Raw genomic sequence first — 26,999 nt, forward strand, 5'->3', positions numbered from 1 at the left:
AATATACGGGCGAATCCATGAACGGAGTGCGTGTCGTTTCTGATCCTGAGGCCTGCCGGGATGTGTGGGAGCGCCTCTGGCCGCAGCAGTGCGTTTTTGACCTCTGGCCGGTGCGGGCCTGTTTTGCCCGGCACTTTGACCGGCCCTCTTTTTTTATCACCGGGGAGGCGGCGGAGTTCCGCCGCCCTTTTCTTCTGGCCCTCTCCTGGATTGAGGAGGAGGGCTATTTCGGCCATTTTCCCGGCGAGACCTGGCAGGGCAAAACCTGGATCGAGCAGAACAAAATCATCGGGTGGGAATCTTTTCCCGTTGAATCCGTGATAAACGCCGTGGACGGCAAAATTAAAATCCGGTATCTTGATGCCGATTTTCTGCCGTCATGGAACTCACCACCCCGTGTGGATGAAACCGGCTACCTTTTTTATCCGCCGGCCCATGATTTTTCCTTTGAGCGCTACCGGCAGTGCTTTCCCGGAAAGTCGAGAAAAAAACTGGACCAGGAGATGGCCCGGATTGAGGCCCTGGGGGTCTCTTTTCACCACGACGACCCGGCCGACATCGGCCCCATGATGGAAATGAATCTTTCCGCCTTTGGCCCAATGTCCTATTTTTACGACCCCCGGTTTTTTGCCGCCTTTGTCGACATGATCGACTTTTTTCAAAAACGGGGCATGCTGCGCATCACGTCGGTTAAAATCGGGGGCCGGCTGGCGGCCGTGGATGTCGGGGCCGTGTGGAACAACACCTACACGGTCATGGCCGGCGGCACGGACCCGGAGTTTACCGGCGTGGCCAAGCTGATCAATTTTCATCACATAAAATGGGCCTGCGAAAAGCGACTGGCATCGGTGGATTTTCTCTGCGGCGACTTTTCCTGGAAATCGCGGTTCCGCCTGACCGAACGGCCCCTTTACCAGCTTTGCCTGCCGGACACGGCCGACGAGCCGTCGTAAAGACAATTCGATACCGATAGCGATACCGATCCCGATAGCGATAGGATTTGAATAAACAGCAGGAGATCCGTCCGGTCATGACTAAAACCGTCACTGGACAATAATGACCCCAAACAGGAAGCTGGCCCGGATATTTCATGAAATTTTTCGATATAAAATTGGCTCACAAAGCCTCAAATCGTTCGTGACGGCATGTCTTTTTAAAAGCGCCTGATTTCTATTCCAACATTTGAATTTTATATAAAAGCTTATGAACATCGAAAAATTTCATGAAATATTCGGGGCAATTGTGTCAACCGACACCCGTGTACTGGTGGTGGGCACCACCTCCGACTATGTCGACTGGATTCGACGCGCAGCGCCCGGCCGGGCGCTGTTTTTGACCGACCCGGTGCTTCGGCAAAAGGCAAAAGAGCCGGCACCCGGTCCGGACGAGGAGGTGTGCGGCGACCTGGAGCGGCCGGAGCGTCTCCTTGAAGCCCTGTCGGCCCACACCCGGCAGCGGGGCCTTGCCATTGACGGCGTGGCCTGCTTTGACTGCGAGTCCCTGCCGGTTGCCGCTTTTCTTGCGCAACAGCTTGGCCTTGACTTTGTGTCGCCCGCGGCAGTGGCCGCCTGCCGGGACAAGTACGCATCCAAACGACTGTGGTGGGAAAAGGGTGTTTTGTGCCCTGCTTTTGCCCCGGTTTTTTCCAAAGCCGACGCCGTCGCCTTTTTTGAGGCCCACGGAACCTGCGTGATCAAGCCGGTATCCGGCGCGGGCAGCGAACTGGTGTTCTGCTGCGACACGAAAGAAGCCTGCGGCCATGCCTTTGGTCTTGTCAAAGAGGGCCTGTTGCGCCGGGCCCACACCCGCCTCTATCACACCCCCGATAACAGCGCGGCGATTGTTGCCGAAACATGGCTTACCGGCCCGGAGTTCAGCTGCGACTTTCTGGTCGATGGGGGCCGGGCCGTGATCGTGCGGCTGACAAAAAAAATTGTCGCGCCTGATATCGCTTTCGGCACCGCCATGGCTTATGTGCTGATCAACCGGCTGCCGGGGCTTGAAAATCATGCGCTGGCCCGGCACCTGGCCGCCGGGGCCGGGGCACTGGGCATTGACCGGGCCCTGTGCATGGCCGATTTTGTGCTTGAAAACGGCCGGCCGGCCTTTCTGGAGATCACCCCCCGGCCCGGCGGCGACTGCCTGCCGGACCTGGTCCGCCATGGCCTGGGCATTGACACCCTCTTGCTGGACCTGGACCTGGCTCAGCACCGGCCCCTGCCGAAAGCGTTCGGCCCGCCCGTTGCCCCCATGGCCGGGCTTCGGTTTCACGCGCGTCAGGCCGGGGTGTTGACAACCATCGACTGGTCCCGGGTTGCCGCCGCTCCCGGGGTCCGGGAGGTGACGGGCCTGCAACAGCCCGGCCATACCATTGTGCTGCCGCCGGACGATTATGATTCATTTCTGCTGGGAAGCGCCATCTTTGCCCTTAAAAATCCGGCTGACCCGGCCGAAGAATGCCAGGCCCTGTTAACCCGCCTGATCGTGGAGATTGCCCCATGACCACACACCCTGACGTCGACGCCTCTCTGCTGCTGCCGCCCGACGAACTGGCCGCCTTTGTACAGCCCTATCTGGACCGGCGCCAGGCGTATCTGGACCTTGCCGCTACCCACGGCTCGCCCCTGTATGTGCTGGAACCGGACGTGCTGGTCCGGCAGGCACAGGCCTTTCAGGGCGCCTTTTCCGCGAAGCTGCCCGACCCCGGTTTTTTTTTCGCCGTTAAAAGCAACAACTGCCCGGAGGTGTCAAAAACACTGGTTTCCTGCGGTTTTGGCCTGGATGTGTCCAGCGGCGAGGAACTGGCCATGGCGCTGGACACCGAGGCAACGACCATCGTTTTCAGCGGCCCGGGAAAAACCACTGAAGAACTGGCCCTGGCCGTTGCAAACAGGGGCCGGGTCACGGTGCTGATCGACAGCTTCGGCGAGATGGAGCGGCTGGAGGCGGTGGCCGCTACCGCGCAAACAACCGTTTTGGCCGGAGTGCGGCTGACCACCGCGGCCGACGGGCTGTGGCGCAAGTTCGGCATTCTGCCCGAACGCCTGGCCGATTTTTATGAGACCTCAAAAACATGCGGTCATGTCAACCTGGCGGGATTGCAGTTTCACACCAGCTGGAACCTGGACCCCAAGGCTCACGTGGCCTTTATTGAGCGCCTGGGCGCGGTGCTGGCCCGCATGCCGATAACCTTTATCCGGCAACTGGCGTTTATCGACATCGGCGGCGGCTTCTGGCCGGAGCAAGGCGAATGGCTTCACCACCCGGAGGGTACACCCGCGGACCCAAAAACATCATTTTCCCATGTGCGGCCCCACTTTCGCCTTCCGGCCCGGCCCATCACCGATTTTGCCGGGGCCATCGGCGAGGCGGTGCGCCGTCATATTTTTCCCGTGGCCGATGTCCGCATCTGCATGGAGCCGGGCCGGTGGGTCTGCCATCCGGCCATGCAGCTTCTGATGCGGGTGATCGACAGAAAGGCCGACGACCTTGTGGTGACCGACGCCGGCACCAATGCCATCGGGTGGGAGCGGTTTGAAACCGACTATTTCCCGGTCTTAAACCTCTCCCGGCCGGACACACGCGAACAGCCCTGCCTTATTCTGGGTTCCCTGTGCACCCCCCATGACGTGTGGGGATTTGGCTACTTCGGCAAGAATATCGCAGAAGGCGACATCCTGCTGATTCCGGCCCAGGGAGCCTACACCTACAGCCTGCGCCAGAACTTTATCAAGCCCCTGCCCCGCCTTGTAATCCTGTGACCGGAAGCGTGCAGGGATTCGATCACGGGGAGTTAGGGGCAACGCTGTGCCTGCTTGTCCAAATCGGGATCGGGATCGAATTGACTGTACTGCCATCCAAGACGTGGTCATTACCCGGCCTGTGTGTCCGCCATAGCCCGCGGGGCGAAGGCCGGGCGATGACGGAGAGAGGGTGCCATTGCGAGGAGCAACGCGACGAGGCAATCTCCTCCGCTTCCGAACAAGATTGCTTCGCTTCGCTCGCAATGACACAACTTGCGTTCAGGATTGCTTCGCTTCGCTCAATGACGCGTGCGACGGGTGGCACGGGCGCCCATCAACAGCCGAGCCAGGTCAAGCGCTGCTGGTCCGATTTCGATACCGATCCCGATAGCGATCTCGATAAAATTTGAAGTTGCGCCTTTTTTCTCCATCGGCGGCCTCAATAGCCACCTTCTATTTCATTTATATTATCTATTTTACATATCGATTGTATCTATGAAAAGATAACAGCCTGTCTTTACCCGTATACAGGCGGCATGGAGGCTCCATGAAGCTGATGTTTATCTGCCCTGTTTACAACAGAATATTTGAAAGCGCTGCCTTTCACATCGTGGAAAACAAGGGAATTGTACCGGCGGCAAACGGGGGCAAAACCCTGGACGCGAAAGTGGCCCTCGACGAGCCCTGCCCGTTCTGCGGCAACACGCACGTGTTTCGCGCAGAGGAACTGCCCTGCCCGTTGACGGGCAGGCTGTCATAAACCACCATCAGGAGGAGGATTCATGCAACAGAAAAACTGGTTGGCCACCCGCTGGGGGGTCATCGGCGTTGGCGCTGTTATCGGCGTACTGGCGCCGCTGCTTCAGAAACTGGGAAACCCCGGAAACATGGGGATCTGCGTGGCCTGCTTTGAGCGCGACATATCCGGCAGCCTGGGCCTTCACCGGGCTGCCGTGGTCCAGTACATGCGGCCGGAAATCATCGGATTTGTGCTGGGATCACTGGTGGCGGCGTACCTGTTTAAGGAGTTCCGGCCCCGGTCCGGGTCGGCCCCGTTTGTACGGTTCGTGCTGGGCGTGTTTGCCATGATCGGGGCACTGGTGTTTCTGGGCTGCCCGTGGCGGGCCGTGCTGCGGCTGGCCGGCGGCGACGGCAACGCCATTTTGGGCCTGCTGGGCCTGACCTTCGGCATCTGGATCGGCACCCGGTTTCTCAAAGGCGGCTACAACCTGGGCCGGTCTTACAAGACCCACTCCTCCGCGGGATGGATGCTGCCCCTGGTGATGCTGGGGTTTTTCGCCCTGATGCTGATCTTTCCCCAGGTTTCCGGCCAGGCCCAGAGCGGGGTCCTGTTTTACAGCGTCAAAGGCCCGGGCGCTGCCCACGCGCCCCTGGTCATATCCCTGGTCATCGGCCTGGGCGTGGGGTTTCTGGCCCAGCGAAGCCGGTTCTGCACCATGGGCGCCATTCGGGACACGGTTCTTTTCGGCCAGACCCACCTTTTGGGCGGCTTTATCGCCCTGCTGGTGGTGGCCTTTGGCGTCAACCTGGTGCTGGGACAGTTCAAGATGGGGTTTGCCGGTCAGCCCGTGGCCCACACTCTGCATGTCTGGAACTTTCTGGGCATGGCCCTGGCCGGCCTTGCCTTTGCCCTGGCCGGCGGATGCCCGGGCCGCCAGCTTTTTCTGGCCGGTGAAGGAGACGGCGATGCCGCGGTCTTTGTGATGGGCATGATCGTGGGCGCCGCCTTTGCCCACAACTTCGGCCTGGCCAGCTCCCCCGCCGGGCTTGGCCCCCACGGCGTTGCCGCGGTGGTTGTGGGGTTTTTCGTCTGCCTGTTTATCGGGTTTACCATGAGAAAAAGAATTGCATAAAGGAGGCTGTAAAATGGCTGCAACCGTTGACGCAAGAGGACTCTCCTGCCCTCAGCCGGTAATCCTGACGCTGGAGGAAATCAAAAACGGGGCTGAAAACCAGATCGTGGTGCTGGTGGACACCGACACCTCCAAGGAAAATGTATCCCGGGCCGCGACCAGCCAGGGCTGCACGGTGGTGGACGTGACACCGGACGGGGAGGGGTACCGGCTTACCATCCAAAAGGCTTCGTGACATTCGATTTCGATACCGATAGCGATCCCGATTTCGATTAAAAGGAAAGATGTGCTGTCTTTATTCAAGAAAAAAGACATGTCCGCCAAAAAGGCGGCCACTTCCGGGGCGGACCGGGGCATTCTGGTGTTTGAACACACCGGGGACGTGATACGGGCTGAAAAAATCCTAAAAAAAGCAGGCCGGCCGGTGCAGGTCATGGGGCCGCCCCCGGAAATCCGCACCGGCTGCGACCTTGTCATCGAATTTCCGCTTATCGAAGAGCTGGACATCCTTCGGGACCTTGAAGCAGCCGGCATCACGCCCCTGTCCGTGGTGCCGGTAACCGCGCCCCTGCTGGAACCGGTCAGCCTTTTTCAAACCACCGACTATGGCGACTACCTCATGGTTCGGGCCGCCAACATGAAGATCACCATTGAGAAAAAAAGCCGGACCATTGTCAATATCTCCGGCGGCGGTTGCCCGGATGTGCCGTTTCTGGCCGACCGAATGGTGGGCACCCCCCTGGACGCGGCCCCCCGGCCCCGGGACCTGGGCAGCACCCTGTGCGGATATGCCCTGGACCTGGCTTATGAGGAGATCCACCGTCAATGTTAGCTGTCGTCGGAACCGTACCGGACATAAATTTCCCCCTGACCCACGGGCCGGTAAGCCTTTGCGAAGACCAGCTGGCCATTGGCGGCCGAACCGTTCCCGTTCATCGGGGCACCCCGGCCCTGCTGGCAGCCGCGGCCAGAGCCGCGGAGGTCCTGGCCGGACCGACAGTTTACGCCTTTCTGGCCGGCGACATCGGCCGGGGTCACGGCAGCCGGGAGATCTACCGGTTTCTGGAAGAAAACCTTTCCGACTTTGATCTTTCTGTGCTCACCTTTCACTATCTTCAACCCGATGTGGACTGGCACAACCGGGTGCTGTTTGCCGTGGACGCGCTGGCATGCCGGCCCCTGCTGATCGCTGACGCGGGCTTCATGTACGCGGCCAAAATGAGCGGCCAGGCCCCACGCTACGACATTTTTACCCCGGACGCCGGAGAGCTGGCCTTTCTGGCCGACGAGGCCGCGCCCCACCCTTTTTACACCCGGGGCTTTATTCTGCACACGGACAACAAAACACCCGACCTGATCGCCCGAGCCTGCGAACACGCCAATGCCGCCACCCACCTTGTAGTAAAAGGCCAAACCGACTATATTGTTAAAAGCGGATCGATCCTGGCCACGGTAGACAGTCCTTCCGTTTCGGCCATGGAGGCGGTGGGCGGTACAGGTGACACCCTGACCGGCCTGATCTCAGTGCTGTGCTGCGCCGGGTTTTCCCCGGAAAAAGCCGGGATCACGGGGGCCGTGGCCAACCGGTGGGCCGGGGTTTACGCCCATGCCACGCCGGCCACCCAGGCGGCGGAGCTGGTTGCGGCGATACCAAAGGCGCTGGAAGAGGTGTTGCTTTAAAAGGGTTCAAGGATTCGAGGGTTCAAGGGGTCGAGTGGTCGAGTAGGGCTGTTTCGATTTCGATCGCAATGACACATAATCCGGACAAGATTGCTTCGCTTCGCTCGCAATGACGCGTGCGACGGGTGGCAGTTTTTTTACGTGCCAAACACTAACGAAAGCCCCCGCCCTTTGCACGAGGGAAGCCACGCCTGTGGCGTGGCAAGCCAGAGGCCAAGCTGTCACGCCTGCGGCGTGATTCTTTTGGTACTTTTCTTGCCGCCAAGAAAAGTACACGGATAAAAAATGAGGGAAATATTTTCTTAAGAGAACTGCCGCATATAAAATTCGATTTCGATCCCGATAGCGATTTCGATTTGGATGAAGCGCCATTCTCAACTCCTTAATATGCTGAATTGGTCAGCAGATTTACCATCAACAGCACAACAGCCGGACAGGAATTATCCATGAACGACACCCAACCCATACGCCTCACTCAAACCGTGGCAGGGGCCGGTTGAGCCTCCAAGCTGGCTCCGGGGGACCTGGAGCAGGCACTTTTCGGCATGACCTTTCCCGCGGATGAAAATGTCCTGGTGGGTCTTGCCCGTGCCGACGACGCCGGTGTATATAAACTCACCGATGACCTGGCCCTGGTTCAGACCGTGGACTTTTTCACCCCCATTGTGGATGACCCTTACGACTTTGGCCGGATTGCCGCGGCCAATGCCTTAAGCGACGTCTATGCCATGGGCGGGGTGCCCAAAACCGCCATGAATATCGTGGTGTTTCCCGACAAGACCATGGACCTTGCCATTTTGCGCCGTGTTATTGAGGGCGGCATGGACACGCTCCGGGAGGCAAACACGGCCCTGGTCGGGGGCCACACCATCACCGGAAAAGAACTGGTCTACGGCCTGTCGGTGACCGGCACCATTGCCCCGGGCCGGGTGAAAACAAAAAAAACCCTTGTTCCCGGCGATGCCCTGGTGCTGACCAAGCCCCTGGGCACCGGCATTGTCAACACCGCCATCAAGGCGGGCCTGGTTTCGGATGACCTGATACGGGCCGTCACCGAACAGATGGCCACCCTGAACCGGGCCGCCGCCGAAGTGATGGCCGATTTTACCGTTCACGCCTGCACCGATGTCACCGGGTTCGGCCTGCTGGGCCACCTTGCTGAAATGGTGTGCGGATCCGGGGCCTCGGCCCATCTTTTTTCAGAACAAATACCGGTCATTGCCGAGGCGCCGGCGTATGCGGCCATGGGCCTGATACCAGGGGGTGCTTACAAAAACAGGGAGTTTCGCGCTCCCATGGTGCAAATCCAGCAGTCGGTCAATCCGGCCCTGGCAGATATTCTGTTCGATCCCCAGACCTCCGGAGGTCTTCTGATCAGCGTTGCCGGCAGCCAGGCAAAAAAAATGGTCACGGCCCTTCACAAAGCAGGTGTGTCTCATGCTGCTGCCATCGGCACTGTGACACAAGGCCCGGACCAGATTATCGTTGTAAAATGAGACAACACCTGCAGCAGGCACAGGCGGCCTTCTTCCATTGTAACAACTTGAAAAAACAAAAAATATACCAGAAAAAGATTGACCCTGCCTGAAATAGAGGATATAAGGACCGTGATTTGGCTTTCTTTAATTAGTGTCCATCCAGCTATTATGAGGGCACAACAACGGTTTCCAATCCAGAAATGAGAATTTTTTCGCAAGATCAAGGAAAACAAGGGCTGACGCGGAGGCGTACTGTTGTACGCCGCACAAGGAAGACCGCGGTTTGACGAGAGAGATTGCGGAAAAAGGCCATTTATGGATGGAAACTAATTATAGCAAAGGAACCGACAGCGCCCGGCAGGCCGCCCCCTTTTGGCACGACCGGGACATATTCATACACATAAACATCAGATACTCCCAAAACTCCTTTCCCGCGCAACACCAGATACCCGGCCACTTTTCTTCATCACGTAACCTGTGCGTGTCCATCCATCTGTTGTGAAAACACGAAAAAGGCTTCCAATCCGCAAACTGCGAATTGTTTTGCCCGGTCAAGGAAAACAAGGGCTTTTGCTGAAGGTGTACTCTTGTACGCCGCACAAGAAAGCCGGCCGTTTGACGAGAGAGATTGTGGAAAAAGGCCATTGATGGATGGAAATCTGTTCATTAAACAGGCATGAAAAAACGCCTGCTGTTGTTTTGGTATGGGCCGCAGGTGATGGGAAATATCTGTTTAATGACGAAAGTGTCTCATAATGGGAACGGCTCGCTCCTGAAAAACTGGACCGCTTGTCCGATATGAGACAAAAAAGCGCAAACAGTGACAAAAACCGGGAGATATAAGGCAGTCTGCGGCAAGCGTTTCTAAAAAGTGAGCTGCTTCAGTAAAGAGCCATATTGAATAAAATTTAGTGGTACTAGTGTCCATCCACAGATATAACTACTTGTAAAGAATAAAAAAAGCGCATTTTGTACTGGTATTTTTTGTCTTGCTGTAGTATATAAAAGTTATCCAAGCTTTCAATATAACTACAGAAAACAAAAAGGAGCCCAATACAAAATGCGCAAAAAATGGCAAAAACAAATGACCTTCATGCCTCAAGAAATTGATCATCCGCAAGCCAGAGAACTCGAAGCCATCAGTCAGTTGCTTGACAGCAAATCTACCATTTACGAAATCGTCTTGCAAGACCTTCCCAGTCAAGCGACATCCGGCTCGCCAGGTGGCGCCCAGGGCATGACTGCCGAGCAGGTGATACGAGCCGCCATTGTAAAGGTCCTGTTCGGCTTTACATACGAAGAACTGGCCTTTCATTTGGTCGATTCCATGAGCATCCGGCGCTTCTGTCGAATCGGCATTACCGACGAAGGGTTTAAAAAATCCACGCTTCATAAAAACATCAAAGCCCTGTCCGCCGAGACCTGGCAGTTGATCAACAAGGAGGTGCTGGCGCATGCCGAAGAAGCCGGGATTGAAAAAGGCCGTCAGGTGCGTATTGATTGCACGGTTGTTGAAAGCAATATCCATAAGCCGAGTGATTCTGTCCTTCTGTGGGACGCCGTCCGGGCTATTACCCGGTTATTGGAACGCGCCCAACAAGAGACCGGGAAGCAAAGGCTTTTGTTCCATGACCACCGGCGGATCGCAAAAAAACGAATGCTGGCGATTCAATACACCCGTGACGCAAAAGCCCGAAAGCCCCTTTACAAAGACCTTGTCAAAAAAACCCGCCAGTGCGTCTCCTATGCCAGGTCAGCCGTAAAAGCGCTGGAGCAATCCGTGGCCCATCCTTCCAGAACGGCATTGGCCATTGAACTGCAGAGCTTTGTGCGCCTGACCGATCAGGTGATCCGTCAGACCGAGCTGCGCGTCTTCCAGGACCAGCAGGTTCCGTCGTCAGAAAAAATCGTCTCTTTGTTTGAACCGCATACGGACATCATTGTCAAAGACCGCCGGGACACCTATTACGGACATAAAGTCTGTCTGACCGGCGGCAAATCAAATCTGATCCTTGATTGCCTTATTGTTGAAGGCAACCCGGCCGATACCACACTGACAGAGACCATGCTGGATCGCCAGCATCAGATTTATAATCGTTACCCGCTGAAAGCCGCCCTTGATGGCGGATTTGCCTCCAAAGACAACCTGGCCAAAGCCAAAGAGAAAAAGATCAAAGACGTATGCTTTGCCAAAAAACGCGGGTTGTCTGAATTGGATATGTGTCGCAGCCATTATGTTTATAAACAGTTACGCCGCTTCCGTGCGGGCATCGAGGCCGGGATATCCTGGCTCAAACGGACCTTCGGCTTCAACCGCTGCATGTGGAAAGGCCTGCCGTCCTTTAAAAGCTATGTCTGGGCAACGATCGTGTCGGCAAATTTGCTGACCGTTGCCAGAAAACAACTGGCATAACCGGACCCCGACATAACGATTTTGATAAGTCATGGGGATAGCTGTTCCCCAAAACTGATATTTTGTGGTATTTTGTTTGCTCAATAATTTTTTATCCCCAAAAAATAAGGGGTGATAAAATTTTGCTCATAAATGTGCCAGATTAAAGACCCAAAATCGACAATTTATGGATGGACACGGTACTAAATAAAAAGGCTTAAAAATTAATATTCACCGACAGAAAATTGGAAACGGGTGCGGATTTTCCCTGGTTGCAATAGGGCAGATCTGTAAATAAAGTGAAAAACCATATTGACGGCACGCTTTTTGAATATTCAATCCTGGCTTTGTGTGTTCAATATAATAAAAACGGACTGAAAAAGATTGAACTTTGATCAAAAATTTTTTGGAAAAAACAAGCGGGCCGGGCTTCGTATCCGGCTTTTGGTGCTTCTTTTTCTCTGCTTTCCGCTTTTTCTGCCCCTGCCCGCCCTTGCCGCGGGCACACCGGCAGGGTCCATCATCCCAAGCCAGGCCTTTGTCACATACACGGTGGGCCCTGTCTCCGGTTTTACAAAATCCAGCAATATCGCCTCTTTTACCGTTGCCGAGGTTCTTGATGTCACCCTCTCCTGGCAGGATGCGGCCCCTGTGCCGGTGATCGCCGGGGACATCAACCGGGTGCTTTCCTTTCAGGTCACCAACACCGGAAACGGCCAGGACCGTTACGGCCTTGCCATTGACACAGCCCTTTCCGGAGATAATTTTGACCCGTCTTTCACCACCCTGGTTCTGGACGCCAATGGAAACGGTATCTATGAACCGGCCGTGGACACCGTTTACACGCCGGGGGTCAATGACCCGGTACTCGCAGCCGACGCATCCCTGGCTGTTTTTGTTCTCTGTGACATTCCTTCCGGCCTTGACGCTGACGACACCGGCGACATCCGGCTGACCGCCACATCCGCCACCGGCAACGGGGCCCCCACCGGCACCATTATTGCCGGGGCCGGCGACGGCGGCACCGACGCCGTGGTGGGATTTTCCAGGGCAGCGGCCGATGCCGTGGGCACCTACCGGGCCGCGGTGCTGTCTGTTGCAAAGTCGGCTGTGGTGGCCGACCCTTACGGCGGCGACCATGTGGTGCCCGGCGCGATTATTACCTACACCATTGTGGTGTCGGTTTCCGGCACCGGCGCTGCGGCCATGGGCGCAACCCTTGAAGACCCGATACCGGACAACAGCGAATATCTCCCCGGGTCCATCACCTTAAACGGCACGGGCCTTACCGATGCCGCTGATGCCGATGCCGGGGACATGGGCCAGACCACGGCAAACACCGTCACTGTTTTTCTGGGGAACCTTATCGCCGGCTCCCCGGACCAGACCATAACCTTTCAGGTTCGCGTAACCGATCCAACCTAATCCAAAGGAGGACCATCATGAAACTAAAATTCTTCACCCCCCTTGCGCTGGTGCTGGGGGCCTGCCTGCTGCTGTGCGGCGGGCCGGCTCTGGCCGAAGACAAGGGCAGCATTGAGCTTGCCTCCATCGCCGAGGTGGAGGCCCAGGAGTTTAACAGCGAGGGCCAACGCGTGACGGTTCGAAAACCGGCCGGCCTGGTGGTTCCGGGAAAGGAGGTTATCTACACCACCACCTATACCAACATCGGCACAGCCCCGGCGGAAAACGTGATCATCACCAACCCGGTGCCCGAACACATGGTCTATAAGGAAAACAGCGCGGCCGGCCAAAACACGACCATTGTGTTTTCCATTGACAACGGCAAAACGTATCAAACGCCCGATGCCCTTTTTGTAAAAACCGCGGACGGCACAACGCGTCCGGCAACGGCATCGGACTACACCCATATTCGATGGACAGTGACCAAACCCGTTTCTTCAGGGGAAAAGGGGGTTGTCTCATACAGGGCCATCTTGAAATAAACAACCCATAAACAGCTTCATCAAGCGCATTAACAACAGCAGAAGCACTAACCGCAGTAAAAGCAAAGGAGAAACAGAATGAGAAACAGAAAACGTACAACCAGCAGATGGATCAAGGGTGCGGGTGTTCTGGTCGCGGCAGTTATGCTGCTGTGGGCGGCCCCGCAGGGAGCCCTGGCGGACGGCACCGCATCGGGCACTCCCGTTACCAACCTTGCCACCGTGGCTTACCAGGTGGGCGGTGTGGACCAGACCGTCATTGAAAGTTCGCTCACGGGCAACTCCACACCGGGCATCGGCAACGGCACGGCCACCTCTTTTGTGGTGGACACCAGCCTTGACCTGAGCGTGGCCTGGACGGATCTGGCTGACGTTGAAGTGGTACCCGGTCAGTTGGACCAGGTACTGATCTTCACGGTCACCAACGACGGCAACGCCACCCAGGATTTTTCCCTGTCCGCGGTCAACAGGGCCGCGGGGGACGATTTTGACACCACGGGCGTGACGATCTTTGTAGAGAGCGGCGCCACCGCCGGCTATCAGGCGGGTGAAGATACCGCCGACTACATCGATGAGCTGGCTGCCGATGCTTCCAAAATCGTTTACATTGTCTCTGACATTCCGGCAGCCACAGTCAACGGTAATGACGCCATCCTTGACCTGGTGGCCCAGGTGGCCGTGGGCGGCACTGCTGCCACCCAGGGCGCGAACATCACCACCGACGACAGCCTCATTGCCGATAACCCGGCAACGGTTCAGACCGTTTTTGTCGACGGTGCCGGCACGGCCGACGTGGCCGAGGACGGCAAGGCTTCCGATGCCGGTACTTACACGGTTGTCACCGCGGCCCTGGAAGTAACCAAGAGCGTCACGGTGATCAGCGATCCGGTCAACGGCACCACCAACCCCAAGGCCATTCCCGGCGCGGTCATCGAGTATGAGATCGAAATCGAAAACACGGGCAGTTCCAATGCCACCAGCGTCACCATCACCGACTCGATTCCTGCCAATACCGATTTTATCATCGGCAGCGTGGCCGGAGACGGGGACACGATAAGCTACTCGGATGACCTTGGCGCCACATGGACCTACTCCCCGTCCGGCTCCAACGGCGATCCGGATCCGGATGTGGACGCCGTCCAGATCGTCTTTAACGCGATCAACAGCAGCGCTACCGAGTCAGCCACCTTCCGGGTGGAAGTCGAATAGCACCGGATAACAACCATGAACCAGACGACCATGCGCATTAAAGGACAGGCGGCCCCGCCTTCCGGCAATTTTGCCGGAAACGGCGGGGCTTTGCCTGTTTCTGCGCGCATGGCCGCTGTGCGGAACAGGGCTGCCGCGAAAGCGGCGGCCCTGGCCCCGCAAATCCATTTAACGCGTCTTTACGCGCTGATCATAACGGCCCTGGTCCTTTTTTGCGCCACCGCATGGGCCGGACCGAACGATATTTCCAACACCGCCGGCATCACCTTTAACGACGGTGTGACGGTATCGTCCAATTCCGTTGTTCTGACCCGGGCAGAAGCCGTGGACTGCGCCGTTGAAAAAAGCGCGGACACGGACCGGGCCATGGAGGGGAACAATGTCTCCTACCGGATCACCGCGATCAACAACAGCGATGTTCCCATCATCGGGCTGGTGGTAAGAGACGACCTTCCTGAAGGGGTCTCTCTTGTGGAAACCAGCCCAACGGCGACGTCCGTTGAAGACCGGCGCCTGACCTGGAACATCGGAAACCTTGCACCCCGGCAGCAGACCGTTGTCACGGTGACGGTACTGGTGAATGAAAACAGCGGCTTTGCCGGCCAAACCCTTGTCAACACCGCCGCAGCCACAACGGCCCAGGCCGACAGCGACCTGAACAACAATATTGCCACGGCCGGGGTCATGGTTCGCACGCCGGGCGTGATTGAGCTGCTGCGCTACGCTCCGTCGGTATCAACGGCTGAATCCGTCAATGTCGCGGTTGCCGCCTATTCTTCCAACGGCTCCCTGTCCGGCCCCTTTAGCGCACTGGCGCCGCCCCTGTCGGGCCAGACCCCCATTGATCTTTCCCAGCCGGTTCCGCTGATTGACGCCGATGTTTTTCACCAGGGCGATCCCATATTCATCCGCGTGACCGACCGTGACCGGAACACCGACCCGAACACCGTGGAAACGATTGTCATAAAAATTTCAGGCACCGGCCCGGCCGGCACCGACACCGAGGTGATTCTGCTCACCGAGACCGGGCTGAACACCGGCGTGTTCACGGGCTATGTGATGTCTGCGCCCGGAACCGCGCCGGGCAATTATGACGGCCGGCTTGCCGTCTCCTCCGGCACCACGATTACCGCCGTCTACCACGACACAGAGGACGGGCCCGAGGCCGTGGTGGATGACAGCGCCCTGGTGGACCCCTACGGCATTGTGTTTGACAGTTCCACCGGAAAACCGGTGGATGGGGCGGTTGTCACGATTGTCGAGGCAGCGGCCGGTGTGTCGGCGGCCGTGGGCGCCCCTGCCCGGGTCCTGGGTGAAGATGGTGTCAGCACCTACCCTTCCACCCTTATATCCGGGGCTGCTGTCACAGACAGCGGCGGCAACCGGTATGATCCGCCGGCGGGCGGTTTCCGGTTTCCCCTGATTTTACCGGGAAACTACCGTTTGCGTATCACGCCGCCGGAAGGCTACAAGGCCCCGTCCATCGTGGCCGACGCCGACCTGCAGGCCCTGCCAGGCGGCCCTTTTGTCATTGTTAAGGGGTCCAGGGGAGAGTCCTTCCGGGTCGATCCCGGGCCGCCGGTCCACCTGGATATTCCCATCGACCCCATCGTGTACGCGCTTTACGTGACCAAACAGGCGAATAAAGATACGGCCGCGGCAGGCGATTTTGTGGCCTATACCCTGACCGTGGAAAACACGTCGGATGATCCGATTTCAGGCATCGTGCTGAACGACAAGCTGCCCCCGGGATTTCGGTATCAGAACGGCTCGTCCCGGCGGGACAAGGCGAAAACAGCCGATCCGGCCATCGCTTCCGACGGCCGGACCCTGACCTTTTCTATCGGCACCCTGGCCTCCCATGAAAAGACAACGATTGTATATGTTGTCGAAGTCTCGGCCGGGGCAAGAAAGGGCAAGGCGGTCAACCGGGCCGTGGCCGTGGGCGACACCGCGTCGTCTCTGCCGGCATCGGCCACCGTTGAGGTCAAAGAGGACCTGTTCCGCGGCAAGGCCATTATCATGGGCCGGGTAATCGCGGACAACTGCGAAAACAAGCCGGTTGACGGCAACGACGGGGTTCCCGGCGTCAGGGTCTACCTGGAGGACGGCACCTTTGCCGTCACCGACGACAACGGCATGTACCATTTTGAGGGGGTTGTGCCCGGCACCCACGTGGTCCAGATGGATCTGGTTACGATTCCGGAAAGGTATCAGGTTGTGGCCTGTGAAGAGAACACCCGGTTTGCCCAGACCCCGTACTCCCAGTTTGTGGACCTTCAGGGCGGCACCCTGTGGCGGGCCGATTTTCACGTGGCCACAAAACCCCGGCCCGAAGGCGAGGCCCGGCTCTACCTGGAAAGCACCCGCGCCGGGGACCAGGCCTCTTTTTATGCCCGGCTTTCCGGTGACGGCGTGGCCCTGGACAACCTCCGGCTGACCCTGCTGCTGCCGGAAGGCGTCATCTATACCGAAGGCTCCAGCCGCCTTTCAGACGGCACACCCATCACCCCCATGGTGACGGACAACGCGCTGACCTACCGGCTGGGGGATGTGCCTGCCGCATGGGAGAAGCGAATCACCCTGTCGGCCACCATACGCAGCATCTTCACCAACGGCGAGGAAAGCCACATTGTCACAAAAGGGCTGCTCACCTTTAACACACCGGCCCAGAAAAACCAGCGGACCCCGGTGGTGGAAAGCCTTCTGGCCGTAAGATTTCATAACGCAATCAACCTGGAGGCCGATCAACGGCCCCTGTTTGCGTCCTTTGGCACGCAACTGACCGAAAACGACAAGGAACAGGTCCGCGCCCTGCGGCAGTCCCTTGCCGGCCGGCGGATCAAACGCATCATCGTCACCGGCCACACCGACAACCAGCCCATCCGCGCCCGCAGCCGCCATATTTTTGCCGATAACGACGCCCTCTCCCTGGGCCGGGCCCAAAGCGTGGCCACTTATCTGCAAACCATTTTAAACCTGCCGCCGGAACGCATCGAGGCCGAGGGAAAGGGCGACCGCGAGCCGGTGGCCTCCAACGCCACTGAAGCCGGCCGGGCAGAAAATCGCCGGGTTGCCGTGGCCGTGGTGTCGGAATCCATTCGTCCTGACACGGCGGCCTCCAACGATGCCGACCTGGTTTCCGTGGCCACCCGGGGTGCCCGTCCGGGTGAAGACCCGGCTGCCGGGAAGAAGCCTTATTCACTCTCTGACGCGGAGGCCCAAACCATGCCGGAAATCAGCAGGGCCTTTGTCGAGTCCCTGTCCCGCGACGACCGGCCCCTGGCCTGGGTCTGGCCGGAAGACGGCTTTCTGCCGGCAACACCCGGCATCAAAATCGCCGTCCGCCACCGGGCCGGCACCGTGCCCCGGCTGCTGTTAAACGGCCATGAGGTGAGCCGCCTCAATTTTGAAAAAACCGTATCCGACCGGGCCGGCACCGTGGCGGTGAGCACATGGCGCGGCGTCGATCTGAAGGAAGGGGACAACCGGTTTGAAGCCCTCTGGCAGGACCCGGATACAGCAACACCGACGCGCATTGAAAGGGTCATCCACTATTCCGGCCCCCCGGTGCGCGCCGACCTTGTGGTTGAAAAATCCCGGCTGATCGCCGATGGTTCCACACCCCCGGTGATCGCGGTGCGGCTGACCGACAAGGACGGATTCCCGGCCCGAACAGGTGTGGTGGGCCGCGTGAATGTTCTGCCCCCTTACACGGCCCTGGCGGAAACACAGACCATGCAGCAGGCCCCGCTCACCGGGGCCGTGGAAGATGCTCCCGGGTACCGGGTGGAAGCAGACGGCATGGCCTATATCCCGCTTGACCCCTCGGCCCCGACCGGAAAAGCCACCCTGGAGTTTACCTGTTCCGACGGCACGAAAACCGTGAGTGCATGGCTGATCGCGCCTGACCGGGAGTGGATCCTGGTGGGTCTGGCCGAAGGCACCGTGGGCTACAACACCCTCTCCGGCCACGCGGAAAACCTGGCCGCTGCCGATGTGGATGACGAGATTTACGAGGACGGGCGTATCGCCTTCTTTGCCAAAGGCAGAATCAAGGGCGAATGGCTCCTGACCCTGGCCGCGGACACCACCGAGGAAAAGGCCGCCGGTGAAACCGAGATGTTTCGCACCATCGACCCGGACACCTACTACACCCTGTACGGTGATACGGTACAGCAAGGGTACGAGGCCCCCAGCCGCAAGCGGCTCTACGTGAAAATCGAGAAAAAACAGTTCTACGCCCTGTTCGGCGACTATGCCACGGATTTGACCGTCACCGAACTGGCCCGGTACAACCGGAACGCCACCGGTATAAAGTCGGAATTTGAAAATGACCGGTTTACCTACACGGCTTTTGTCAACGAGGCGGATTCCGGTTTTATAAAGGACGAAATCCAGGGCAACGGCACCTCCGGTCTTTACCACCTGTCCGGCAACGACATTCTGCCCAACTCGGAAACCATCATAATAGAGACCCGGGACCGGTTTAAAAGTGAGGTAATCCTTGAGTCAAGGCCCCTGACCCGGCACGTGGACTATCAGATCGACTACGACACCGGCGCCCTTTTCTTCAAGGAGCCGGTCTTCAGCAGGGACGACCGGTTCAACCCCATATTCATTGTCGCCGATTATGAAACAGAGGCCGGTGACTCGGGCGAACTCAACTACGGCGGCCGGGCCGCAGTCAAATTCCTGGACGGCCGTGTCGAGGTGGGAGCCTCTCATCTTCACGAAGGCGGCACAGGCGCTGAAGGTGATCTTTCCGGTGCGGACGCCACGGTCCGGCTGAGCAAGAACACCACGGTCCGGGCCGAAGTGGCAACCAGCGACAAGCAGTCCGGCACCGAACAAAAAGAGGGCAACGCCTACCTGGCCGAGATGGTCCATGGTTCAGAAAAACTGGCGGGCAAGCTCTATGTGCGGGAGCAGCAGCCCGGGTTCGGCCTGGGCCAGCAGAATGGATCGGAAGAGGGCACCCGCAAAATCGGCGGTGAGGCCGCCTACCAGGCCACGTCCAGGGTGGGGGTCAATGCCGAGGTCTATCGCCAGGAAAACCTGACAACCGACGCCAAACGGGACGTGGCCGAGGCCGGTGTGAGTTATGCCACCGGCAGGGACGCTTCCCTTCGAGCCGGCCTGCGCCATGCCGAGGACCGCTTTTCCGACGGCACAGTCAACCGGACCGACCAGGTGCTGGCCGGGGCCACCACAAAGACGGCCAACGACAAACTGACCCTTCGGGTGGACCATGAGCAGACCTTAAACCCGGACGAAAACGCCAACGCCGATTTTCCCACCCGCACCACCCTGGGGGCCGACTATGCGGTGACTGAAAAAACCACGCTTTTTGCCGAGCAGGAGTTTACCTTCGGCGAAAACGAAGATACTGAAACCAGCCGGGCCGGGGTCAAGACCTCCCCCTGGACCGGGGGCAGCCTCTCTTCATCCGTGGGCAGGGAGACGGACGAAAACGGCGCCCGGGTGTTTGCCGGCATGGGCCTTTCCCAGAAATGGCGGATCAACGACTACTGGAGCGCCGACGGCGGCATCGACCACAGCCGGACCCTCAAGGACCCCGGCAATACGCCCCTCAATATCAATGTGCCCCCAGCCTCGGGCACGGCCGACGGCAATGACTTTACCGCCTTCTCCCTGGGCACCGCCTACACTCAGGAAACATGGTCCGCAAACAACCGGGTCGAGTTCCGCCATTCGGAAGTCGACGACAAATACGGCCTGATGACCGGCATCTTCGGCGAGCCGAAAGAGGGGCTGGGGCTCTCTTCCAGTTTCAGGCTGTTTCGCACGGAAACGGTTTCCGGCACCGACACCACAGCGGCAAACCTGCGGTTCGGCCTGGCCCGCCGGCCCAGAAACGCGGAGTGGATCGTTTTAGACCGGCTGGACCTGGTGTATGAAGATGAAACCGGCACGTCTTCGGCATTTGAAAGCCGGCGCATCATCAACAACTTAAACGCCAACTTCAAGCCGAACGGAAAATTCCAGGTATCCTTGCAGTATGGCGCCAAGTACGTGCTGGAAACCGTGGAAGACAATGACTACAGCGGCTACACGGATTTAACCGGCATCGAAGCCCGGTACGACATCACCCGCCGGTTTGACGTGGGCATGCACGGCGGCATGCTCCACTCCTGGAACAGCGGCCAGATCGACTACCTGGCCGGGGCGTCACTGGGCTGCGATATTGTTAAAAACTTCTGGCTGAGTTTCGGGTATAATCTTACGGGCTTTACCGACAAGGATTTTTCAGCGGCCGGGTTTACGGCCCAGGGGCCCTTTATTCAGTTCAGACTCAAATTCGACCAGGCCACTGTCAAGGAAGCGGTGGAGCTGCTGGACAAACACTGATGCCTATGAATTACCATAAAAAAACAACGGCAGGGGTAAGAAACCGAATCCTTTGGGCAGGACTGATTCCACTGGTCCTGTGCGCGCTTTTTGTTCTGCCGGCAGGCGCCACGGACATCGAAACCACCCCGCGCTACACCTTTGTGGGAAACGTCAATTTTGTGGGTACCGGCGGGTCCCTTCGCACCCGGCCCAATGCCGGGTGGTGGGCGGACCCTTGTAGAATTACAACCACCTCCACCGAGGCCCTTTCCGGTATTCCGGCCGGCGCCACGATCCGGGCCGCCTATCTCTACTGGGCCCGGTCCGGCAACGCGGCGGACAATCAAGTCTCCCTTAACGGCAACACCGTGAACGCCGACCGCCCTTTTGACGAAACGTTTGTCAACGGCGGCACCACCTATCGATTCTTCAGCGGGATGGCCGATGTCACATCCATTGTCAACACCACGAGAAACGGCAACTACACCTTTGGCGGATTAACCATTTCCGCCGGCAACCCCTGGTGCGGGGTCCAGGCCGTGGTGGGGGGATGGGCACTGGTGGTGATCTATGAAGATGCTTCCGAAAAGGAGCGGGTCATCAACATCTACGACGGATTTCAGTATTTCAGGGACAGTGACATCGTCCTTACCCCGTCAAACTTTGTTGTCTCTTCGGCCTCCGGAATCGACGGCAAAATCGGCCATATCTCCTGGGAAGGCGACCCTACCCTGACCGGCGCCAATGAATACCTCCGGGTCAACGGCACAACCCTGACCGATGCCAGCAACTCAGCCACCGACCAGTACAACTCCACCTTTTCCCACCTGGGCACCCTGGTCAGTTCCCCCACCTATGGTGTGGATTTTGATATCTACGATATCTCAAGCCTGTTGTCGGAAGGCGACAGCTCCCTCAGCTCGGTCTATTCCGCGGCCGGGGACCTGGTAATCTTAAGCGCCGAAATTATTTCCGTCACCTGCCAGGCTGCCGACCTTTCCATATCCAAAACCCATTCCGGGGGATTTGTGTCCGGCGGCACCGGCGATTTTACCATCACCGTAACCAACAGCGGTCCCAACAGCGAAACCGGCACAGTTACTGTCACCGATGTGCTGCCCGCCGGGTTGACCTACAGCTCCTTTTCCGGCACCGGCTGGGCCGTGGACACCAGCGGTGCGCCCACCATTGTTTTTACCTACGACTGCTCCGCCTCACCCTTGCCCCCGGGCAACAGCCTGCCGGCCCTGACCCTGACCGTAAACGTGGGGGCTGCGGCAGTGCCCAACGTCTCCAACACCGCGTCGGTGGACAGCGACACCACTTTTGATCCGGATACCAGCGACAACTCAGACACCGACACAGTGACCGTTTCCGCGGCCGCCCCGGACCTGCTGGTGATGAAAACCGTGACCACCTTTTCCGATCCCACAGGCGGGGCCAACCCCAAGGCCATACCCGGAGCCGTAATGATCTATACCATTCAGGTGACCAACCAGGGGGCCGGTCCCGTGGACGCGGACTCGATAAACATCACCGACGCCATTCCCGCCAACACAAAACTTTTCGTGGGAGACCTGGGCGACGGGCCGATTGTCTTTCTGGACGGGTCCGCCTACGGCGGCACGGACAGCGGCCTGGATCCCTACGATTACATCGCCCTGGACAATGACACCGATGATCTGGGCTTTTCCAGCGACAACGGCGCCACGTTTACCTATCACCCCACCCCGGATGGAGACGACTGCGACGAAAACGTCACCGATATTCTTGTCAATCCCAAAGGTCCGATGGACGGGGCCGCATCCGGCAACACCCCCTCCTTCCAGGTCCGGTTCCGGGTGCAGGTGGAGTAGGCCAGAGAGGCGCATCAACAGGGAACATGCTTTCAGGTTTCGGCGGCCTCCTGTTGATCCAGGATTTCACGCAGTTTTAAAGAGATCGCGGCCGTATCATAGGGTTTCTGAATAAACCCGCTGCACCCTTTGGCAAGAATCTCCCGGGCCTGATTGTTCAGGCTGAACCCGCTGGACAGCAGCACCTTTACATGGGGATTGATCTGCTTCAGCTTATCATATGTTTCGCCGCCGCCCATGCCCGGCATCAGCATATCCAGCAGGACCAGGGCAATTTCCCTGTAATGCTGCCGGTAGAGGGACACCGCCGCCTCACCACTCTGGACCGCCACCACATTATATCCCAGCCTTTTGAGCATGCGTGAACAGGCCTTGATCACCATCTCTTCGTCATCCACCACAAGAATGGCCTCTGCCCCGCCCTTTATGGCCGGCGCGGCCGCCTCTTTTTCTTTTTTCAACTGCCCCCGGATCATGGCCGGAAGGAAAATAAAAAACGAGGTGCCCCGCCCTTTTTCGCTGGTGACGCGGACCATGCCGCCATGGCTCTTTACAATGCCGTAGACCGATGAAAGCCCCAGGCCGGTGCCCACCCCGGTCTTCTTGGTGGTAAAAAAGGGATCAAAAATCTTTTCCATGGTGGCCTTGTCCATGCCACACCCCTCATCTTGCACCACCACTTTTACATAAGGTCCGGGCAGCACGTCATGTCCCCGGACATCCTCTTCATTGAGTATGACATTTTCCGTGCCCACATGAAGGGTGCCGCCTGTTTCCGGCATGGCCTGAACGGCATTGATGTAAAGATTCATCAGCACCTGCTGCATCTGGCTCTGGTCCACATCCACCGGCCAGATATCCTTCTGGAAGTGTTCGTCCAGCACGATCTCCTTCTTGGCGCTGCCGAACATTCTGTCTTCGTTCCGCATCAACTCGTTTAAGTCGGTGGGTTGCACATCATAAGTGCCGCCACGGGCATATCCCAGAAGATTGCGGGTCAGGGTGCTGGCCTTTTTCACCGACCGGTCGATATCGACCAGGTGCTCGTAGTCGGAATCCTGGGGCTGCCGGTCCATCAGCATGGCAGACACATATCCCTGTATGCTCATCAGAATGTTGTTAAAATTGTGGGCCACGCCCCCGGCCAGCACACCGATGGCCTCCATTTTCTGGGCCTGCTGAAGCTGGGCCTCCATGGCTTTATGCCGGGTGACATCCGTGCAGGCCCCGATCCACTTCCAGGGCCGGCCCTCTCCGTTCAGCAGGGGAACGCTGTGATCACTCCAGTACCGCCACTCTCCGCTTTTATGCCGTATCCGGTATTCCCTTAAAAGCGGTTGTGTGTTGGAATCGCGCAGTTCCACCATCTCGCGGAAATTCTGCAGATCCTCCGGGTGAATCAGGACCTCCCATGCCGCCAGCGTATCGCCCGCCTCTCCGGGGCCATAGCCCAGTTTCTGCTCAATGTCGCCAAACCATTGCAGGCGGTCGCCGCCCACCTGCCACTCGTAGATCAGATCAAAGGAGGCGGCCACCGCCACCTTGAGCCGCTCCTCGCTCTCCCGCAGGGCCGCCTCCGCCTGCCGCAGGCCGGTTTCATCAACAACAATGCCCTCCACGATCTCCCCGGCGTCGATCCGGTAGCGCCGTGCCCAGACACGGGCGTTAAAAACCGTCCCGTTTTTTCGACGCAGATCCACGGCCATACCATCCACATTGCCTTTGGCCTCAAGGGTGGCAACAATTTCTTTTTCCTGGTCGGCGTCCGCGTAGGGCAGTGCCGCCGGCTGCCATGCGTCGGGTTTTCCCTTGAAACCGAACATGCGCAAAAACGCCCGGTTCATCATCAGAAAACGGCTGTTTTCCCCTGTTGTCCGCTGGTAGCTGCCCACGGGAAGATTTTCAATAAAGCTGCGGTAGCGGGCCTCCGACGCCTTGAGCTGCCGGTCCCTGTCCTTGGTCTGCAAGTCGACGATGTATCCCAGAAACAGGGTAATCACCAGGATAAAGGGAAGCCGCAGGGTGTAGCTGACGGCCTCCGGCCCCTGCAGAAGCCCCTCCTGGTACAGCAGCCATCCATAAACAAACACGAACAAAAAGCCGGCAATGATGAGGTTTCTTAAATCCGAACCCAGGGTGGCCAGGCAGACAATCAGAAAAAAAATCAGGTAAAGGTCGGTGCTGGCCATGCCGGCCACATAGATGCCGGCCACCACCATGATGCTGTCAAACAGCACAATGCCGTAAAAAAGAAGGGGCCGCTCAAAAAAGGGCGCCGGCAGCTGGGAGATAACCAGGTTGGAAAACAGGTAAAGGCCGATGAAGCCGTATATCAAGGGGGTGGCGGCGCCGGCACCGGGGGCCAGCAGCATCAGGTAGGAAAGGCTGATGATGACCAGCAGCCGAATCATAAAAACAAGCCGTTTTCGCGTCAGGTCCATAAGGCCTCTCTCTCTTGCACCGGTCGTACGTACCGGCAGGAATGCACGGTCCGTTTCTTCCTGTTACGCGGAACCCTTTGCCTGTGCTTTTCGGCCAGATCGCTTCTGCTGCAGGGAAACAAAGGCTTCCACGATCCGGGGGTCAAACCGGGTGCCGGCCAGTTTTTTGATTTCCTGCAACACGCGTTTCATGTCCCATGCATTCTTGTACGGCTCCTTATGGGTCAGGGCGTCAACGGTATCCGCCAGGGCCACAATCCGGGCAGCCAGAGGAATCTCTGTTTCCTTCAACCCGTCGGGATAACCAGTGCCGTCCCAGTTTTCATGATGGCTCCGGGCGATCTCCCGGGCGATTTTGTAAAACGGCTTGACGCCCAGCATCTCTTCTCCGGCCGTAACATGAGATTTACGTATCACGGCTTCCGCTTCGGAGAGGTCCTTTTTGCGCAGTATGTCATCGCTGATCTTCAGCTTGCCGATATCGTGCACCATGCTGAAAAGAGCGATCTGGCCCGTCTTGTCGTCCGGCACTCCCAACTCTTTACAGAGGTCATACACCATGCTGTAGACTCGGTGAATATGGCCTTCCGCATCATCATCCTTGGCCTCAGCGGCCCTGGCCAGCATCAGGATGCTCTCCTCAATCGCCTCCTGCAACAGCTGGGTCCGGTGCTTCACCCGCTCTTCCAGAGATTCGTTGGCCTCCTTGAGCTCATGGTTCTTCTGCTCGGTCAGTTGGAAAAGGTGCCTGTTTTCCGCAACCAGGTTATAGGTATCAAAGGCCCTGCGCAGGTCGTTCACCAACACGTAATTGTTCCAGGGCTTGACAATAAAGCTGAAAATCCCCAACCGGTTGATGGCGTCCAGGGCCACCTCCAGCTTGGCATGGCCCGTGAGCAGAATTTGCACCGTATCGCTGCGGAGTGTGGACGCCTGGGCCAGAAACTCAATGCCGTCCATCTCCGGCATCATCATGTCGGAAACCACCACGCCGACGGTTTCCCGCTGAAGGATATCAAGCCCCTCACGGCCCGACGTTGCCGTGAAGATCTCATACCCCTCTTTTTTCAGCAGGCGCCGCAAACTTTCCAGAATTCTCTCCTCATCATCCACCAGCAACAGACGGTTGTTTTTTTCCATTTTACCGACCCCCTCTCTTGTCAATCGCTATTCATTGCTCCCGCTGGCATCAGCGGGAATTGTCACCGTGTAAAAAACGTTCCGGCCCGGCCCGTCCACCACAACATTCAGGGTTGCCTTGCATTTGCCGAAAAAATGTCTTGCCGCCGCCGGATCAGCGCCGCACCGATTCTCCTGAAACTTCTGGCTTGAACAGAAAATCCGGACAAGGGTCGCTTCGTTTTCAACCGCTGTCTCAATGGCTATCGCCCCTTCTCCTCCCATGCAGTCAATCGCGTGGGCCAGCAGCACCAGAAACCCCTGTACCAGGGGCTGTGAAGAAACGGCCTCAAGAAAAAGCGGTTCTCCGTACTGCCGGTCAACCGTTATCGTGTATTTCAGTTCGTTCCATATCACACGAAGCGCCGTCTCCATGCACAAATGAAGATCGCATCCGGCCTGCGCTTCTTCACCGGTCAGGGACACCTCCCGCAGCGCCGCGGCCAGCTCCTGAATTCGCCGCATGCCGTCCCGGCACTCCGCAAGAAGGGCCGGAGCATCGGAAATGGCCGCCTCGACATCGGCATCCGCGGCCAAGGCCTTACAGATATCCAGGAGTTCTCTTTCCTCGGTTGTGAGATTGGGACGGGATCCCAGCAGAGTGGTGAGACGTTTAAAGTGGTCCGCCAGTTCACCGATGCTCTGCATATACCCTTCCATGGAGGAAAGATTGGCGGTGACAAAGCCCACGGGGTTGTTGATTTCGTGAACCACGCCGGGTAGAAGTGTCACCAGCAGGCGGTTTACCTCTGCCGTTGCGATTGTTGCAAGACCCGACTCTTCCAGGAATTTCTGTGTCTGAGGGGGCTGATTGATGAGCAGTGCTTTCATGGCTGATCTTCTTTGT

The 26,999-nt window shown here is 58.1% G+C and carries 18 protein-coding genes; 15 read left to right on the forward strand and 3 right to left on the reverse strand.

Features of this window, described 5'->3' with window-relative positions; all coding sequences use genetic code 11:
* Positions 1-17: 17 nt before the first annotated feature.
* The 15 genes from DOLE_RS16675 (at position 18) to DOLE_RS16750 (ending at position 22,532) form a co-directional block, all read left to right on the forward strand.
* Positions 18-953, forward strand: coding sequence for a GNAT family N-acetyltransferase (locus DOLE_RS16675; RefSeq protein ID WP_012176654.1), 936 nt, complete (start codon positions 18-20; stop codon positions 951-953).
* Positions 954-1,203: 250 nt separating this feature from the next.
* Positions 1,204-2,502, forward strand: a complete 1,299-nt coding sequence (locus DOLE_RS16680; protein ID WP_012176655.1) for an ATP-grasp domain-containing protein — start codon at positions 1,204-1,206, stop codon at positions 2,500-2,502.
* Positions 2,499-3,761 carry a diaminopimelate decarboxylase family protein gene (locus DOLE_RS16685; RefSeq protein WP_012176656.1) on the forward strand — a complete coding sequence of 421 codons (1,263 nt, stop codon included), beginning with the start codon at positions 2,499-2,501 and terminating at the stop codon, positions 3,759-3,761. The genes DOLE_RS16680 and DOLE_RS16685 overlap by 4 nt, the downstream gene beginning before the upstream one ends.
* A gap of 529 nt (positions 3,762-4,290) precedes the next feature.
* Positions 4,291-4,503 (forward strand): hypothetical protein, encoded by a 213-nt coding sequence (locus DOLE_RS16695; RefSeq protein ID WP_012176657.1) that lies wholly within the window; start codon positions 4,291-4,293, stop codon positions 4,501-4,503.
* A gap of 22 nt (positions 4,504-4,525) precedes the next feature.
* Positions 4,526-5,617: a YedE family putative selenium transporter gene (gene yedE, locus DOLE_RS16700; RefSeq protein WP_012176658.1), complete on the forward strand. Its 1,092-nt coding sequence runs from the start codon at positions 4,526-4,528 to the stop codon at positions 5,615-5,617.
* Between the two features lie 13 nt (positions 5,618-5,630).
* A complete protein-coding gene (locus DOLE_RS16705) occupies positions 5,631-5,852 on the forward strand; it encodes a sulfurtransferase TusA family protein (protein ID WP_012176659.1) in 222 nt (73 codons plus the stop codon).
* A gap of 78 nt (positions 5,853-5,930) precedes the next feature.
* Complete coding sequence (locus DOLE_RS16710; protein ID WP_041281327.1) at positions 5,931-6,449, forward strand: DUF3343 domain-containing protein; 519 nt, start codon at positions 5,931-5,933, stop codon at positions 6,447-6,449.
* Positions 6,443-7,297, forward strand: coding sequence for an NAD(P)H-hydrate dehydratase (locus tag DOLE_RS16715; protein ID WP_012176661.1), 855 nt, complete (start codon positions 6,443-6,445; stop codon positions 7,295-7,297). The genes DOLE_RS16710 and DOLE_RS16715 overlap by 7 nt, the downstream gene beginning before the upstream one ends.
* 446 nt (positions 7,298-7,743) lie before the next feature.
* A complete protein-coding gene (gene selD, locus DOLE_RS16720) occupies positions 7,744-8,793 on the forward strand; it encodes a selenide, water dikinase SelD (protein ID WP_083766642.1) in 1,050 nt (349 codons plus the stop codon).
* 1,042 nt (positions 8,794-9,835) lie between these two features.
* Positions 9,836-11,188: an ISNCY-like element ISDol1 family transposase gene (locus tag DOLE_RS16725; RefSeq protein ID WP_012174089.1), complete on the forward strand. Its 1,353-nt coding sequence runs from the start codon at positions 9,836-9,838 to the stop codon at positions 11,186-11,188.
* A gap of 363 nt (positions 11,189-11,551) precedes the next feature.
* The gene (locus DOLE_RS16730) at positions 11,552-12,592 is read left to right on the forward strand and encodes a DUF11 domain-containing protein (protein WP_012176663.1); all 1,041 of its coding nucleotides are present in this window, start codon (positions 11,552-11,554) and stop codon (positions 12,590-12,592) included.
* A 17-nt stretch (positions 12,593-12,609) separates the two neighbouring features.
* Entirely contained in the window at positions 12,610-13,113 is a 504-nt protein-coding gene (locus DOLE_RS17715; protein ID WP_012176664.1) for a DUF11 domain-containing protein, read from the forward strand.
* 78 nt (positions 13,114-13,191) lie between these two features.
* Entirely contained in the window at positions 13,192-14,322 is a 1,131-nt protein-coding gene (locus DOLE_RS16740; protein ID WP_012176665.1) for a DUF11 domain-containing protein, read from the forward strand.
* A gap of 15 nt (positions 14,323-14,337) precedes the next feature.
* Entirely contained in the window at positions 14,338-20,694 is a 6,357-nt protein-coding gene (locus DOLE_RS16745) for an OmpA family protein (protein WP_012176666.1), read from the forward strand.
* The gene (locus DOLE_RS16750) at positions 20,694-22,532 is read left to right on the forward strand and encodes a DUF11 domain-containing protein (protein ID WP_012176667.1); all 1,839 of its coding nucleotides are present in this window, start codon (positions 20,694-20,696) and stop codon (positions 22,530-22,532) included. Before DOLE_RS16745 ends, DOLE_RS16750 begins: the two co-directional genes overlap by 1 nt.
* A 32-nt stretch (positions 22,533-22,564) precedes the next feature.
* Here the strand turns inward: DOLE_RS16750 and DOLE_RS17720 are convergent, their stop codons facing one another.
* The 3 genes from DOLE_RS17720 to DOLE_RS16765 form a co-directional block, all read right to left on the reverse strand.
* Positions 22,565-24,973 (reverse strand): PAS domain S-box protein, encoded by a 2,409-nt coding sequence (locus DOLE_RS17720; RefSeq protein ID WP_012176668.1) that lies wholly within the window; start codon positions 24,971-24,973, stop codon positions 22,565-22,567.
* 63 nt (positions 24,974-25,036) lie between these two features.
* Positions 25,037-26,113: an HD domain-containing phosphohydrolase gene (locus DOLE_RS16760; protein WP_012176669.1), complete on the reverse strand. Its 1,077-nt coding sequence runs from the start codon at positions 26,111-26,113 to the stop codon at positions 25,037-25,039.
* A 27-nt stretch (positions 26,114-26,140) separates the two neighbouring features.
* Entirely contained in the window at positions 26,141-26,983 is an 843-nt protein-coding gene (locus tag DOLE_RS16765) for a hypothetical protein (RefSeq protein ID WP_012176670.1), read from the reverse strand.
* Positions 26,984-26,999: the final 16 nt, after the last annotated feature.

Origin of the sequence: Desulfosudis oleivorans Hxd3 (assembly GCF_000018405.1) — a bacterium.
Lineage (GTDB): Bacteria > Desulfobacterota > Desulfobacteria > Desulfobacterales > Desulfosudaceae > Desulfosudis > Desulfosudis oleivorans.